Annotated in this window: 12 protein-coding genes; 7 read left to right on the forward strand and 5 right to left on the reverse strand. The window is 61.5% G+C overall.

The window, feature by feature from the left end; all coding sequences use genetic code 11:
- Positions 1-26: 26 nt before the first annotated feature.
- The 7 genes from cobG (at position 27) to ABQX22_RS11495 (ending at position 7,022) form a co-directional block, all read left to right on the forward strand.
- Complete coding sequence (cobG, locus tag ABQX22_RS11465; RefSeq protein WP_349799513.1) at positions 27-1,370, forward strand: precorrin-3B synthase; 1,344 nt, start codon at positions 27-29, stop codon at positions 1,368-1,370.
- A complete protein-coding gene (locus ABQX22_RS11470) occupies positions 1,363-1,989 on the forward strand; it encodes a precorrin-8X methylmutase (RefSeq protein ID WP_349799514.1) in 627 nt (208 codons plus the stop codon). Before cobG ends, ABQX22_RS11470 begins: the two co-directional genes overlap by 8 nt.
- Complete coding sequence (locus ABQX22_RS11475) at positions 1,986-2,720, forward strand: precorrin-2 C(20)-methyltransferase (RefSeq protein ID WP_349799516.1); 735 nt, start codon at positions 1,986-1,988, stop codon at positions 2,718-2,720. The genes ABQX22_RS11470 and ABQX22_RS11475 overlap by 4 nt, the downstream gene beginning before the upstream one ends.
- Positions 2,720-4,429 carry a precorrin-3B C(17)-methyltransferase gene (cobJ, locus tag ABQX22_RS11480; RefSeq protein WP_349799518.1) on the forward strand — a complete coding sequence of 570 codons (1,710 nt, stop codon included), beginning with the start codon at positions 2,720-2,722 and terminating at the stop codon, positions 4,427-4,429. The genes ABQX22_RS11475 and cobJ overlap by 1 nt, the downstream gene beginning before the upstream one ends.
- A gap of 353 nt (positions 4,430-4,782) precedes the next feature.
- Positions 4,783-5,586, forward strand: coding sequence for a hypothetical protein (locus ABQX22_RS11485; RefSeq protein ID WP_349799520.1), 804 nt, complete (start codon positions 4,783-4,785; stop codon positions 5,584-5,586).
- 60 nt (positions 5,587-5,646) lie between these two features.
- The gene (locus ABQX22_RS11490; protein ID WP_349799522.1) at positions 5,647-6,387 is read left to right on the forward strand and encodes a hypothetical protein; all 741 of its coding nucleotides are present in this window, start codon (positions 5,647-5,649) and stop codon (positions 6,385-6,387) included.
- Positions 6,384-7,022 carry a hypothetical protein gene (locus ABQX22_RS11495; protein WP_349799524.1) on the forward strand — a complete coding sequence of 213 codons (639 nt, stop codon included), beginning with the start codon at positions 6,384-6,386 and terminating at the stop codon, positions 7,020-7,022. The genes ABQX22_RS11490 and ABQX22_RS11495 overlap by 4 nt, the downstream gene beginning before the upstream one ends.
- Before the next feature lie 23 nt (positions 7,023-7,045).
- On the opposite strand, the gene ABQX22_RS11500 is transcribed toward ABQX22_RS11495, so the two are convergent.
- The 5 genes from ABQX22_RS11500 to dusB all read right to left on the reverse strand — a co-directional run bounded on the left by ABQX22_RS11500 (position 7,046) and on the right by dusB (position 14,387).
- Complete coding sequence (locus tag ABQX22_RS11500) at positions 7,046-9,841, reverse strand: hybrid sensor histidine kinase/response regulator (RefSeq protein ID WP_349799526.1); 2,796 nt, start codon at positions 9,839-9,841, stop codon at positions 7,046-7,048.
- A 93-nt stretch (positions 9,842-9,934) separates the two neighbouring features.
- Complete coding sequence (gene purD / locus ABQX22_RS11505) at positions 9,935-11,230, reverse strand: phosphoribosylamine--glycine ligase (RefSeq protein ID WP_349799528.1); 1,296 nt, start codon at positions 11,228-11,230, stop codon at positions 9,935-9,937.
- A gap of 145 nt (positions 11,231-11,375) precedes the next feature.
- Entirely contained in the window at positions 11,376-12,983 is a 1,608-nt protein-coding gene (purH, locus tag ABQX22_RS11510; protein WP_349799530.1) for a bifunctional phosphoribosylaminoimidazolecarboxamide formyltransferase/IMP cyclohydrolase, read from the reverse strand.
- Between the two features lie 73 nt (positions 12,984-13,056).
- Positions 13,057-13,377 (reverse strand): DNA-binding transcriptional regulator Fis, encoded by a 321-nt coding sequence (gene fis / locus ABQX22_RS11515; RefSeq protein WP_296188140.1) that lies wholly within the window; start codon positions 13,375-13,377, stop codon positions 13,057-13,059.
- The gene (gene dusB, locus ABQX22_RS11520; protein ID WP_349799532.1) at positions 13,374-14,387 is read right to left on the reverse strand and encodes a tRNA dihydrouridine synthase DusB; all 1,014 of its coding nucleotides are present in this window, start codon (positions 14,385-14,387) and stop codon (positions 13,374-13,376) included. The genes fis and dusB overlap by 4 nt, the downstream gene beginning before the upstream one ends.
- Between the last annotated feature and the right edge of the window lie 73 nt (positions 14,388-14,460).

Below are 14,460 nucleotides of genomic sequence, written 5' to 3' on the forward strand. Positions count from 1 at the left end.
CCCCCCAACCGTCATCAGGTGATCCATTGTCCGAGCCGCTTCCCGCTCGCCCGCTGTCCGCGCCCTTACGCCCCTCGGCCTGTCCGGGGTTGCTGCGTATCGTCCCGGCGCTGGATGGCGGGATCTGTCGGATCAAGCTGGCCGGCGGCGTGATCAGCGTAGCGCAGGCCAGGGCGGTGGCGCAGGCGGCTGAACGCTATGCCAGCGGCGTGATCGAAGCGACCAATCGGGGCAACCTGCAGATTCGTGGCATCGGCGCCGACCACGTGGGCTTGATCGCCACGTTGCTCGATGCCGGTTTGGGTCCGAGCAACCCGGCCAGTGACGACGTGCGCAACCTGATGCTCAGCCCCACTGCAGGCGTCGATCCGCAGCAGCTGGTGGACGCCCGCCCGCTGGCCCGGCAAATCCTCGATTCGCTGGAAAACCATCCGGGGTTTCATGACTTGTCGCCCAAGTTCGCGCTGTCGCTGGACGGCGGCGAAGGCCTGGTGATGCTCGAACATCCCCATGATCTGTGGCTGTCGGCGATGCAGGTCGAGGGCCAGACGCTGCTGGCGTTCGGCCTGGCAGGGTGCCCGGCCCATGATTCTCCGATGGGCGCGGTGCCGCTGGACCGTGCACATGAACTGGTGATCGCGGCGCTTGAGCGGTTCCTGGCGGTGGCGCGTCCCGAGCAGACCCGCATGCGTCACCTGCTGGCGGACATGACCACCGCCGCGTTTCTTCAAGGTCTGCCCCAGCGCGTTAAAGACTCACTGTTGGGCGATCAAAAAATAACCACCTGGCACCGGCAGCCGATTGAGGCCGATGGCCACCTCGGTCTTTATCCACAGGCCGAAAAGGGGTGGGTTTCGGTGGGCGCGGCAGTGCCTTTAGGGCGACTGACACCGTCGATGCTGTCCCACGCCGCGCATGTGGCGCAGCAACACGGCGATGGCACGCTGACGATGACGCCATGGCAAAGCCTGATGCTGCGCAATGTCGCGCTCGCTGATGCCGAACAGGCGCTTGCCGGCCTGCAGGAGGCCGGTTTGATCGTCAACGCCGATCAACCGCTGGCACAAATGATCGCCTGCACCGGCTCTGCCGCCTGCGTGAAAGGCCTGGCGGACACCAAGGCAGACGCCCTGACACTGGCGGCCCTGCTGCAGTCAGGCCACTCGGTTCACTTGTCCGGCTGCGGCCGTTCCTGCGCGGCAGCCCACGTCGCCCCGGTGACCTTGCTCGCCGTGTCCGACGGCCGCTACGACCTTTATTTTCGCCACGCAGATGAGCCGGGTTTCGGCGAGTTGCGTGGGCGTGACCTCACTATTGAAGCAGTTGGCGCGCGGTTGAACGCCAACTCACGGAGCAACACCGATGATTGATTACATCCGCGACGGCCAGGAGATTTATCGCAACTCCTTCGCGATCATTCGTGCCGAAGCCAGACTCGACACGATCCCGGCCGACCTGGAAAAGCTCGCGGTGCGGGTGATTCATGCCTGCGGCATGGTCGATGCCATCGAGGGCCTGCGGTTCTCGCCGGGCGCGGGCAAGGCCGGGCGCGATGCTCTGGCCGCCGGTGCGCCGATTCTGTGCGATGCGCGAATGGTCTCCGAAGGCGTGACCCGCACGCGGTTGCCCGCCAACAATCAGGTGATCTGCACGTTGCGCGACAGCACTGTCCCGGACTTGGCGCGCGAACTGGGCAACACCCGGTCCGCCGCCGCTCTGGAGCTGTGGCGCCCCCATCTGGAAGGCAGCGTTGTGGTGATTGGCAACGCGCCGACCGCGCTGTTTTACCTGCTGGAAATGCTCGATGCCGGCGCGCCGAAGCCTGCGCTGATCCTGGGTTTTCCGGTGGGCTTCGTGGGTGCCGCCGAGTCCAAGGACATGCTCGCCGCTGACAGTCGGGGCGTGCCGTACGTGATCATGCAAGGCCGTCGTGGCGGCAGCGCCATGGCAGCGGCTGCGGTCAACGCCTTGGCCACGGAGGTCGAATGATGCAGCCTCGCGGTCGTTTGATCGGTCTGGGCGTTGGCCCCGGTGATCCGGAACTGATCACCGTCAAAGCCCTGCGTTTGCTGCGCGAATCCCCGGTGGTGGCGTACTTCGTGGCCAAGGGCAAGAAGGGCAATGCCTTCGGCATCATCGAAGGGTATTTGCAGGACGCGCAGACGCTGATGCCGCTGATCTACCCGGTGACCACCGAGGCGCTGCCCGCGCCGATGTCCTACGAGCGAGTGATCAGCGACTTCTATGACACCTGCAGCGCAGACCTGGCCGCACACCTGGACGTTGGACGGGATGTGGCGGTGATCTGTGAAGGCGACCCGATGTTCTATGGGTCCTACATGTACCTGCACGATCGTCTGGCCGAACGTTACGAAGCTCAGGTCATACCGGGCGTGTGCTCGATGCTGGGCGGCGCTTCGGTGCTGGGCGCGCCGCTGGTGTATCGCAATCAGAGCCTGTCGGTGCTGTCGGGCGTGCTGTCGGCGGAAGAATTGAAACGCAAGCTGATCGACGCCGATGCGGCCGTGATCATGAAGCTGGGGCGTAACCTGCCGAAAGTGCGTCAGGTGCTGATGGAAACCGGTCTGGCCGAGCGGGCGCTGTATGTCGAGCGGGCCACCATGGCCAATCAGAAGATCGTGCCGCTGGCCGAGGTTGATCCGATGTCGTCACCTTACTTCTCGCTGATCATTGTGCCGGGCGAAAGGTGGCAGGGCTGATGAGCGCTTCCACCTTGAAGGCCCCGGCCATCGTCATTCTGGGCAAGGGCGCGCTGGCGACGGCTCGGCGTATCCAGTTGCTGTACCCCGACGCGTTGATTCATGGACTGGCCGGTCGCGTCGACGGGGTCGACCGCCGCTACAGCGAATTCGGTGCGTTGTTGCGTCAGCTTTATCAGCAGGACACGCCGATCATTGCCTTGTGTGCGGCGGGCATTGTCATTCGCACCCTGGCGCCACTGCTGCTGGAAAAGGGCGCCGAGCCGCCCGTGCTCGCGGTGGCTGAAGATGGCAGCGCGGTGGTGCCCTTGCTCGGCGGGCTGGGCGGGGTCAACGTCATGGCCCGCGAGATTGCCGCCGCCCTGGACGTCGTTTCAGCGATCACCACCAGCGGCGAGTTACGTTTCGGCACCTGCCTGCTCAATCCGCCCGCGGGCTATGCGCTGGGCGATCTGGAGCTGGGCAAGCGCTTTGTCTCCGATCTTTTGTCCGGCGAAAGCGTGCGTATAGAAGGCGCCGCGCCCTGGCTCGATCAGGCGCAACTGCCCGAAGACGATGACGCGCAGCTGGCGATCCATGTGGATTACGCTGAACGCGCGCCGTCCCCCCATGAATTGCAGATCTACCCGCGCAATGTGTTGGTGGCGGTCAGCGCCGCTGTGCCCGAGTTGGCCAAGGCTGTGCGTTCTGCGTTGCACGAGGCGCGCATCGCCGTGCAATCGCTCGCGTGCCTGTTGGCCAGCGAGGCCGAGATGGCCAGCCCGGCGCTGCACGCTGCGGCGGCTGAGTTGGGCGTACCGTTACGGTTCACGGCGCTGTCGTCGAACCTCGGCACTCTGGTGCACAGCGTGTTGCCGTCGGCAGCGATCACTGCGGCTGGCGGTTTCGCCGTTGCCGTGGCTCCAGCGCCGCTGGATGTCCAGCAGATCGGGCGCGGGCGAGGGCGGCTTGCCGTGATTGGCCTTGGCCCCGGCGCAACCGATTTCATGATTCCAGCGGTTAAAAACGAGCTGGCGCGGGCCACCGACGTGCTGGGCTATGAGACCTATGTGCGCATGGCCGGGCCGTTTCGCGCGGATCAGGTGCTGCATTGCACTGACAACCGTGAAGAAATGCAGCGCGCGCGGCATGCGTTCGAGCTGGCAGCGCAAGGTCGCTCGGTGGTGGTGGTGTCGTCGGGCGACCCCGGCGTGTTCGCCATGGCGTCGGCGGTGCTGGAAGCGCTGCACGAGTCGGACAATGCCGCCTGGCACGCCGTGGACCTGGAAATCCTGCCCGGGGTCTCGGCCTCGCTGGCGACGGCGGCCCAGGCTGGTGCACCCTTGGGGCATGACTTCTGCGTGATGTCGCTGTCGGACAACCTCAAACCCTGGGACATCATCGAAAAGCGCCTGGACCTGGCCTGTCAGGCCGACCTGGCGTTGGCGTTCTACAACCCCATTTCCCGGTCGCGTCCCTGGCAACTGGGCCGTGCGCTGGAGATCGTCCGCCAGCATCGGGGCCCGGAAACGGTGGTGACGCTGGGGCGGGACATCGGACGTCCGGGCCAGACCCTGCGCATCACCACCCTGGCTGAGCTGGCCCCGGAACACGTGGACATGCGCACCATGGTGCTGATCGGCTCCTCGATGACAGCCGTCTTCGACCGGGCTGACGGCGGGCGCTGGGTCTACACGCCACGCTGGTACGGCGAAAAGCCTGCGAGCTAGGACCCGCGTGTGGAAGTCTTTCCATTGGCAGTAGGAAAATGCCTGGGCTCGGCAGGGAATCCTGCCGATGCTTCAGGGTTTTCCCCGCTGCTGGCCGAAGAAATCTGATTGGTCCAACGACTGCGTGTGTAGTTCGTTTCTCTGAAACACTTTTCCCCTGTTCGTGCCCCGTGTGTTTACGGGGCGTGAAGTGTGCGCGTCGATAAATATGTAATCGGATTTAACTTAAAAAAGTGTGCGGTTGCCGGGATGTTGCCAGTTGTAAGGTTGCGCCACTGTTACCACTTTTCAGAAAGTTCGCTAACCTCGTTTCTGTCCACGATGGACGCCAAAACTTTAAAGGATTAATTCAAGTGAACATGACAACCCTGAATGAACATGCCCGCCATCAATACATCGCTGACTGCGAACTGGCCGACTGCAGCCATTTCTTGAGCGCCCCTAGTGCTCCCATGAACAAAGTCCTGCTGGATCCTTCGGACATCCCCCCTGTGCCTAAAGCTGCGGTAGTAGGCGGCAGTCTCCTGGCGTTCACCGATTCGGTGACCACGCAGAACCGGGAAGACATCATGGATTCTTTCCTGCTTGCCTCGCTCGTGGCAAACAAGGCGTTCAACCCTGAAACTCAAAGCCAGCTGTGGTACGGCAAGTTCAACGAGGTCCTGGCCATTGTTGGCTGGTTCTCCAGCAGTTGGAGCTTCAGCAGGTACAAGGCCGCCAACACCCGTTTTTCCATGGATCAGGCAGGTCTGGAAATCCTCGGGTCGGTGATTGCCAGCGCCGCGATGCCGGGGCCCGCCTCGGTGGCGATGCTCAAAGTGGCAGGCGATGCGGTCAAGGCGCTGAAAGCCAAGGAGAAGCCATTGCGCCTGTTCGACCGTCAGACCCGATCCCATAACGGGGCGAGCTTCCGCATCGGCGCCTGCACCGAAGCGGCCAACGGCTCGGTCATCGTGGCCTTGGGCGCCGTCAACTTTACCGCCAGATCCAACGTCACCAACGTGTTGTTCTGGGAATATAACAGCGCTGAGGTCACCACCTTTCGCGGCGAAGATCAGCTGATTCTGAATACACGTATTTATGCCCGTAACCGTGAGTTGGTTCTGAGGAAGTTGGGCACTAAAGGCCAGTCCGCGATTGAAGAGTTTGATATCTGATAGTGAATGGAGGCGCCTGTCGCCTCCATTTTTTTATCGATCGGAAATAGAGTGAGCCCAATGAGTAATGTCATTGTTAATGCAGGCTGCATGTTGTTCTTCGCGCAAGGCGTTGCAGCTCAATTGAAAAAAGATGTCTTGGACTCCACGTTGTATACCCAGCTGGCAGCCACTAAAAAACATGACCGTTTCAGCGCAACAAAACAGTGGAAAGAGGTCCAGCTCAACGCCATGACCCACTTCGGTTGGGTGATGCAATCCGTAGAAACTTTCAATCAGCCTGCGCCACGTGGCACTCCCGAGACCGTATGGGGGTGGATGGCGCAGGTGCTGCCACTTTTCATGCCCGCAGCGGCCTTCGCCGAAGCCCGGACTGTGGCGCATGAGTGTTACACGGCCGATGCTGACCAGCACGGTTTCGACCTGTTCGCCTGCCAGGTATCGGCCGTTGCTCAGTCGATGGTGACCGAGCCTGCTGTGGTGCGTTCACCACCGTCGCCGCTCGCGCCCGACGCGACCCCGGTTGTCCTGCAATTGGGATTCCTCGCCCCGACGGCGACGTTGTATCTGGTCTCCCTGAGCTTCACGCGACGTCAGCCGCTTACGTCGGGATTTCTGTTCGACCCGATGGACGCCAGTGACGTGCTGGGCAATATCGAGCTGACGTTCCGTGCGCTACGGCTGCAGGACATGGTCTATTCGCTGTACCGCAGGACTATCGACGAAAAGCTTCAGGACCGCCGCAGTTCACTGGTCGCTCATCTTTTCGGGCAGGGCGAGCCAGAAGGGGTGAACCCATGAGCGCAACCGGGGCGATTGTCGGCAACAGCCTGGTGTCGTTATCGACAGAGATCAGCCGGCAGGATCGGGACGATATTTTCACGTGCCTGTTACGGGCTGAACGGGTGGCGGGGCACGTCAGCCGCGATGAACATTTCGCCTATTGGGCCTACCGCTACGGCAAAGCCCTCGAGCAACGCGGTTGCATGAAATCCAGTTCAATCATTCATCAGCCTGCCGTGATCAACAGTGCAGCGGAACTGGAAGACATCAGCTTCGGCGTCATCAACGCGGCCGGGTCTTTATTGCTCGCTCAACAGGCCGTGGCGTCGCTGAAGGCTTCGGAGTTTCAACGCCTGGGAAACCAGTTTTTCGAAAGCGACAGCCAGCAAAGCGTCACCGCCGGGTTTCAGGTGGTGCCTTGCTTCGCGAGTTCAGGCAAAACCGTCACGCTGCTGGTGTGTGGGGTTCATATCGCCGGCGAGGTGGAGACACGTGATTTTGATTTCTGGAGCCATTCCCGCCGAGAGATGGTCCTGCGGATTACCGGGGGGGCCTATCGATTTGATCGGGACACTTACGCGAAGTACCGCGAGAAGGACGCCAGTCAAATAGGCGAGAGCAGCCGCCAGGCGATTCACTCCTTTTTGATCTAAACGCGGATAGGGGTGCCAACCGGTCAAATCTTTTGGTAGCGATCCCGCTCAGCCGCGTCGGTGTTCGCCTGACTGATGGCGCGCTGCGCCACCCAATGCGCCACCAGTTCGCGCAACTGCGACAGCTCGACCGGTTTGGACATGTGCCCGTCCATGCCGGATTGCCGGGCGCGGTCCTTGTGCTCGGTGAGGATGTGCGCCGTCAGTGCCACTACGGGCGTGCGAATCCGCTGATTCCCTACCTCCCAGGCGCGTAGCTGCTGGGTCGCGGAGAAGCCATCGAGGATTGGCATTTCACAATCCATCAGCACCAGGTCATAGCGTTGCGCCTTCATCGCCCGCAGCGCTTCCTCGCCATTACTGGCGGTGTCCGGCTGCAGATTGAGCTTGCCCAGCATCCCGCGAATCACTTTGGTGGAAATGCTGTTGTCCTCGGCCACCAGAATGCGGAAATCACTGGGCACATTGATTTCGGCATTCGGGAGGGTGGTCGGAAGGTAAGGCGTCTGCCCTTTGTTGCGTTGATTGAGTTCGTCGGCGAGGGTCGTCTTGAGGGTATAACCGGCCACCGGCTTGGCGAGGATGCGCTTGATCCCGGCATTGCGCGCGATGATCTTGCTTGGCGCGTTGCTGATGCCGGTCAACATGATCAGCAGGATGTCGTTGTTCAGGCTCGGGTCTTCCTTGATCTTGGCCGCCAGTTGCATGCCGGTCATGCCGGGCATGTTCTGGTCGAGCAGCACGATGTCGAAATAATCGCGCAAGTGGGCCTTGGTGCGCAGCAACGCCAGCGCTTCCTTGCCCGATGGCACGGCGCTGACATTCAGGCCCCAGGCGCTGCACTGCTGGACCAGGACCTTGCGGCAGGTGTCGTTATCATCGACCACCAAAACCCGCGCGCCCTTGAGCGGGCCGTCCAGATCCACCACCGGTTGTTCAAGGCGGTCGGGGTCCAACGGCAGGCTCAACCACAAGGTGCTGCCCTGACTGCTGCCGCTTTGAATGCCGAACTCGCCGTTCATCAGCAGGATCAGCTGCCGGGCGATCACCAGACCAAGGTGGCCACCTACTTTGCTCGCCGCCAGGAAGTTCTTGCTGTGCAGCTCTGCTTGCAGCAATGCGTCGCGCTCTTTGGGCGTCAGCGGTGAGCCGCTGTCCTGCACGGCGATGCGCAGCCGCGGTTTGCCGCCTCGGGAATCCAGCGCCACCACCAACAGGATCTCGCCTTCGTCGGTCTTTTTCAGCGCGTTTTCCAGCAGGCTCAGCAGTGTTTGACGCAGGCGCGTGGGATCGCCGCTGATCACTCGGGGCACTTGCGGCTGGATGAAGCTGATCAGCTCGACGTTCTGTTGCTCGGCCTTGGCGCGGAAAATACTCAGGCAGTCTTCGATCATCGCGTTGAGGTCGAACTGCACATCGTCCAGCTCGATCTGCCCGGATTCGAGCTTGGAGATGTCCAGGATTTCGTTGATCAGCGTGAGCAGTTCATTGCCGGCGCTGTGGATGGTTTGCACATAGTCGCGTTGCTTGACCGACAGCGGTGTGCCCAGCAGCAGCTCGGTCATGCCCAGCACGCCGTTCATGGGGGTGCGTATCTCGTGGCTGATTTTTGCCAGGAATTCGGCCTTGGCGTTGATCTCCGCCGTGCTCGCCGCCAGCTCACGGCTGACGCTGAAATTGTCCTCGGTAATGCTGCGGTGGCGTTCGCTGATGGCGATGCTCATCAACAGGCCGCTTACGCAGAATATGGCGAGCAATCCGATGATCAAGGCTTGCGCCGGGATGGTCGTCAGCCAGAGCAAGGCGGGGAGCACCACCAGGCAGCCGAGGTTGAAGGCAATCATCGCGATGACAAAGGGCCGCGCCGGGCGATAGCCTTTCTGCAGGTGATAAATAGACACCAGCGTGATGGTCAGCGTCGTGCCGGCCACCAGCATGAAGGTCAGCACGTTGAGCGGCAGGGTGTCGACAAACAGAACCAGCAGCCCGCCGAACCCTACGATCAGCAGTGCGGTCATCAACAGCCGGTTAAGCGTTTTGACGCCGCGTTGCACGAAGAAACCGTGGGCGAACAGCAGCCCGGTTGCGGCTGCGGCCAACAGTGCGATATGGGCGCTCGGGGTCTGCGCCAAGTGCCAATGTGTGATCCACGGCGCCTGGAGGTTGAGCAGCAACATGGCGCTCAAGCCAAGGAAGCCTTCGCAGGCCGCGAGCCACAGGCTGCTGGGTGAGCGGTTCTGAACAAAGCGGGTGATGTTCTGCAGGATCAACATGGCCAGCAAGCCGAAGAACAAGCCGAGCAGCAGCGGTCGACGCTCGTCGGCGGCCGCAACAATCGCCGGTTGCAGGGTGATGTTGGGGCGCAATTCCCGCTCGGATTTCAGGCGCAGGAAGATGTCGACCGGGCGGTCGTTTTGCGGTATCGGCAGCAGGAAATCAACGGACGGCAAGGGTTGGGCCGTTCTGGGCACTTCGTTTCCGGTGCGTGAGTGACCAATCAGCTGCTGGCCGTCGAGCACGTACATGTCAACGGTCGCCAGGTCCGGCGCGAAAATGCGCAGCAATTGCTCGTGATCACTGGGGGGCAGTTGATAATGCAGCCACAACGCCGACCCGCGATTGACGGCGCGAATCTGATCGAGCTGGATCGGGCTGAATTGGGTTTCGTAATGGGGGGCGCGCACATCGCTCAGTTGCAGATTGGCCTGGTCATCGATCAACGTCGACCAGCCGGCGCTGACCTGCGCCGACGCCAGGGGCGTGCAGAGCAAGGTCAGCAATGTGACGATCAATCCTGTGGCAATCCTGAGCCAGTGCACGGCGAAATCCCTTCGTGAATGAAGCTATTTAACTCATGGCGGCACTGGAGGACCTGGCAGGCACTGTCCGCTGAGTGCCTGCCAGAGCAGGATTTACTCCAGACTTCCACCGTTTTCACGGGCAATGGCGCGGTAGCCAATGTCGGTACGATAGAAACAATCCGTCCAGTCAATCTTCGCAGCCAATGCGTACGCCTGTTTTTGCGCATCGCCCACGCTGTCGCCTAATGCGGTAGCGCACAACACCCGACCGCCAGAGGTCACGACCTGACCGTCCTTGAGCGCGGTACCCGCGTGAAACACTTTGCCCGGCAAGGCAGCCGCTGCGTCCAGGCCGCCGATGACCGCGCCTTTGGCGTAGTCGCCGGGGTATCCGCCTGCTGCCAGGACAATGCCCAAGCTTGGACGCGGATCCCACTGCGCTTCGATTTTATCCAGTGCCTGCGCCAGCGCCGCTTCCACCAGCAACACGAGGCTCGATTGCAGGCGCAGCATCACCGGTTGGGTTTCCGGGTCGCCGAAGCGGCAGTTGAACTCGATCACCTTCGGATGGCCGGCCTTGTCGATCATGAGACCAGCATAGAGGAAGCCGGTGTAAATGTTGCCTTCATCGGCCATGCCTCGGACGGTCGGCCATATGACCAGGTCCATGACCCGCTGATGCACTTCGGCGGTCACCACCGGCGCCGGGGAATAAGCACCCATGCCGCCGGTGTTCGGGCCGCTGTCGCCGTCGCCGACGCGCTTGTGATCCTGGCTGGTGGCCATCGGCAGTACGTTCTTGCCGTCGACCATGACGATGAAGCTGGCTTCTTCGCCATCGAGGAATTCTTCGATGACCACGCGAGACCCGGCATCACCGAAGGCATTGCCGGCGAGCATGTCACGCACGGCGTCTTCGGCTTCGGTCAGGGTCATGGCGACGATCACGCCTTTGCCCGCTGCCAGGCCGTCGGCCTTGATCACGATCGGTGCGCCTTTTTCGCGCAGGTACGCCAATGCCGGCTCGATCTCGGTGAAGTTCTGGTAATCGGCGGTCGGGATCTTGTGACGCGCGAGGAAATCCTTGGTGAAGGCTTTCGAACCTTCCAGTTGCGCAGCCGCGGCAGTAGGACCAAAGCAGTCCAGGCCACGGGCGCGGAACAGATCAACCACCCCCGCGACCAGCGGCACTTCCGGGCCGACGATGGTCAGCGAGACGTTCTTCTCGGCGAAATCAGCCAGTTGCTCCAGTGCCAGCACGTCAATGTCGACGTTCTCGCACTTCGCTTCCGTGGCCGAACCTGCGTTACCCGGCGCAACGAACACCTTCTGCACGCGTGGGTCCTGCGCAACCTTCCAGGCCAGCGCGTGTTCGCGGCCGCCGCTGCCGATGATCAAAACATTCATTTCAAAAACCTCGATGACGCTAATTCTGTGTAGGGTTGGTTAGCGACCCTGTTCTGTAGGAGCCAACTTGTTGGCGAAGCGCTGGCCGTGCGCACACAGGAATGTCGTCTCGCGAACAAGCTCGCTCCTACAGGGGACCGTGTACTCAATGCCGGAAATGGCGCATCCCGGTGAAGACCATGGCAATCCCGGCTTCGTCGGCGGCAGCGATCACTTCTGCATCGCGCATCGAGCCACCCGGCTGGATCACGGCGGTGATGCCGACTTTCGCCGCGTTGTCGATGCCATCACGGAACGGGAAGAAGGCGTCCGATGCCATCACGGCACCCTGTACCGCCAAGCCTGCGTACTCTGCCTTGATCGCGGCGATGCGCGCCGAGTTCACGCGGCTCATCTGGCCTGCGCCGACGCCGATGGTCTGGCGATTGCGGGCGTAGACGATGGCGTTGGATTTGACGAATTTGGCCACTTTCCAGGCGAAGATCAGGTCGTGGACTTCCTGCTCGCTCGGTGCGCGCTGGGTCACGATCTTCAGGTCGTCGGCGGAGATCATGCCGATGTCACGGCTCTGCACCAGCAGGCCACCGTTGACACGTTTGTAGTCCCACGCGGCGCCACGCTCGGCGGCCCACTGGCCGGTGGTCAGCAGACGTACGTTGGTTTTGGTGGCGATTACCGCCTGGGCTTCGGCGCTGACGCTCGGCGCGATGATGACTTCGACGAACTGACGCTCGACGATGGCTTTCGCGGTTTCAGCATCCAGCTCGCGGTTGAAGGCGATGATGCCGCCAAATGCCGATTCGCTGTCCGTGGCGTACGCCAGTTCATAGGCCTGACGAATGCCGCCTTCAGCATCCAGCGCAACGGCCACGCCGCACGGGTTGGCGTGCTTGACGATCACGCAGGCCGGCTTGACGAAGCTCTTCACGCATTCGAGCGCAGCATCGGTGTCGGCCACATTGTTGAACGACAGTTCCTTGCCTTGCAGCTGCCTGGCGGTGGCAATGCCGACCTCGGCCGGGTGGGCTTCAACGTAGAACGCCGCGCTCTGGTGCGGGTTCTCGCCGTAGCGCATTTCCTGGGCCTTGACGAACTGGCTGTTGAACGTGCGCGGGAACGCGCTGCGGCCGGAGGTGGAGAGGGTCTCGGCGGTCTGGTCAATGCTGCCCAGGTAGTTGGCGATCATGCCGTCGTAGGCGGCGGTGTGCTCGAACGCCTTGAGCATGAGGTCAAAGCGCTGGGCGTAGGTCAGGCCGCCGGCTTTCAGGCTTTCAAGCACCTGGCTGTAATCGCCGGCGTTGACCACGATGGCCACGTCTTTGTGGTTTTTTGCAGCGGAACGGACCATGGTCGGGCCGCCGATATCAATGTTTTCAATCGCGGTCGGCAGGTCGCAGCCGGGCTTGGAAACGGTCGCTTCGAAAGGGTAGAGATTGACGGCAACTAGGTCGATCGGCTTGATGCCGTGCTCGCTCATGATCGCATCGTCGATGCCGCGACGGCCGAGGATGCCGCCGTGGATTTTCGGGTGCAGCGTCTTGACCCGCCCGTCCATCATTTCGGCGAAGCCTGTGTAGTCCGCAACTTCAACCGCCGCGACGCCGTTGTCCTTGAGCAGCTTGAACGTGCCGCCGGTGGAGAGGATCTCGACGCCGAGGGCTTCAAGTTCACGGGCGAATTCAAGGATCCCGGTCTTGTCGGAAACGCTGATCAGGGCGCGGCGGATCGGCAGGCGGGTGGTCTGGTCGGTCATCTCTACTTCCATCAAAAGAATCGGCAAAAAAAACGACCGCAGTGGAGTGAGGTCGTTTTTCTGTAGTGAATGCTTACAGCAGATCGTACTGCTTGAGTTTCTTGCGCAAGGTGCCGCGGTTCAATCCGAGCAGCTCGGAGGCCTTGGTCTGGTTGCCCTTGACGTAGTTCATCACGCACTCGAGCAAGGGGGCTTCGACTTCCGAGAGCACCAGGTTGTAGACGTCAGTGACGTCGGCACCTTCAAGGTGAGCGAAATAATTGTGCAGCGCCTTCTCAACGCTGCCGCGCAGGGTTTGACCCTCTTCGCTCGGCGTGTTGAGGTGCTGTTTCAAATTTACGTTGTCGCTCACGGGTGTCGTTCCACTCACTAAAGTCTCAGTCATCATCGTCATGCGGCCACCTCTTGTTCGTGCCCTGCATCCGGGCTTTTTTCTCGCTCAAGGAAGAACTCCCGAACGTTGGCGCACTGTGCCTGGGTATCGTCCAAACGATTGAACTGGGCGCGAAACTCCCTGGCGCCCGGCAAGGTTGCGAGATACCAGCCGACATGCTTGCGCGCAATCCGCACGCCCAGCACATCGCCATAGAACGTATGAAGCGCAGCCAGATGCTCTAGCAGAATGCGTTCCACTTCACTGAGTTGCAGCGCAGGAAGTTTTTCCCCGGTGCGCAGGTAGTGTTCTATCTCACGGAAAATCCATGGTCGCCCTTGAGCGGCCCGACCAATCAACAGCCCATCGGCGCCGGTGGCCTGAAGCACGTACCGGGCTTTTTCGGGTGAATCGATGTCGCCATTGGCGAACACCGGAATCGACACGGAATGCTTGATGGCAGCAATGGTGTCGTACTCGGCTTCACCGGTGTACAGGTCGGCTCGTGTGCGGCCATGAACCGCCAGGGCCGCGATACCGGCTTGTTCTGCAATTCTGGCGACGGTCAGGCCATTCTTGTTGGCCCGGTCCCAACCGGTCCGGATCTTCAAGGTGACCGGTACATCGACTGCGCCCACCACGGCCTGCAGGATTTCGGTCACCAGTTGTTCGTCTTTCAACAGCGCGGAGCCGGCGGCCTTGTTGCAGACCTTCTTTGCCGGGCAACCCATATTGATATCGATGATCTGTGCGCCAAGCTCGACGTTTGCCCGTGCCGCATTCGCAAGCATCTGCGGGTCGCCACCAGCGATCTGTACCGAGCGCGGCTCGGGATCGCCTTCGTGAATCATGCGCAGTCGCGATTTACGACTGTTCCACAGGCTCATGTCACTGGTGACCATTTCCGAAACCACCAGGCCGGCGCCGAGTTGGCGGCAAAGCTGGCGAAAGGGCTGGTCGGTGACGCCTGCCATCGGGGCAAGGATCAAGCCGTTTTGCAATGTATATGGACCGATGCGTACCGCCGACATAGGGTGTGCCTGTTGTGGGGCCGAATCACGAGGTCTGGTCTGAAAAATGCTTCAAGAGCTGATTCAGCCGGGA

Origin of the sequence: Xanthomonas sp. WHRI 1810A, from assembly GCF_040202885.1 — a bacterium.
In the GTDB taxonomy this organism is placed as follows: domain Bacteria; phylum Pseudomonadota; class Gammaproteobacteria; order Pseudomonadales; family Pseudomonadaceae; genus Aquipseudomonas.

Bases quoted from the DNA above. Each gene is read 5' to 3' on its own strand.
- purH (WP_349799530.1), bottom strand. From the start codon at position 12,983: ATGACCGACCAGACCACCCGCCTGCCGATCCGCCGCGCCCTGATCAGC.
- fis (WP_296188140.1), bottom strand. From the start codon at position 13,377: ATGACGATGATGACTGAGACTTTAGTGAGTGGAACGACACCCGTGAGC.
- purD (WP_349799528.1), bottom strand. From the start codon at position 11,230: ATGAATGTTTTGATCATCGGCAGCGGCGGCCGCGAACACGCGCTGGCC.
- ABQX22_RS11490 (WP_349799522.1), top strand. From the start codon at position 5,647: ATGAGTAATGTCATTGTTAATGCAGGCTGCATGTTGTTCTTCGCGCAA.
- ABQX22_RS11470 (WP_349799514.1), top strand. From the start codon at position 1,363: ATGATTGATTACATCCGCGACGGCCAGGAGATTTATCGCAACTCCTTC.
- cobJ (WP_349799518.1), top strand. From the start codon at position 2,720: ATGAGCGCTTCCACCTTGAAGGCCCCGGCCATCGTCATTCTGGGCAAG.
- ABQX22_RS11495 (WP_349799524.1), top strand. From the start codon at position 6,384: ATGAGCGCAACCGGGGCGATTGTCGGCAACAGCCTGGTGTCGTTATCG.
- ABQX22_RS11475 (WP_349799516.1), top strand. From the start codon at position 1,986: ATGATGCAGCCTCGCGGTCGTTTGATCGGTCTGGGCGTTGGCCCCGGT.
- dusB (WP_349799532.1), bottom strand. From the start codon at position 14,387: ATGTCGGCGGTACGCATCGGTCCATATACATTGCAAAACGGCTTGATC.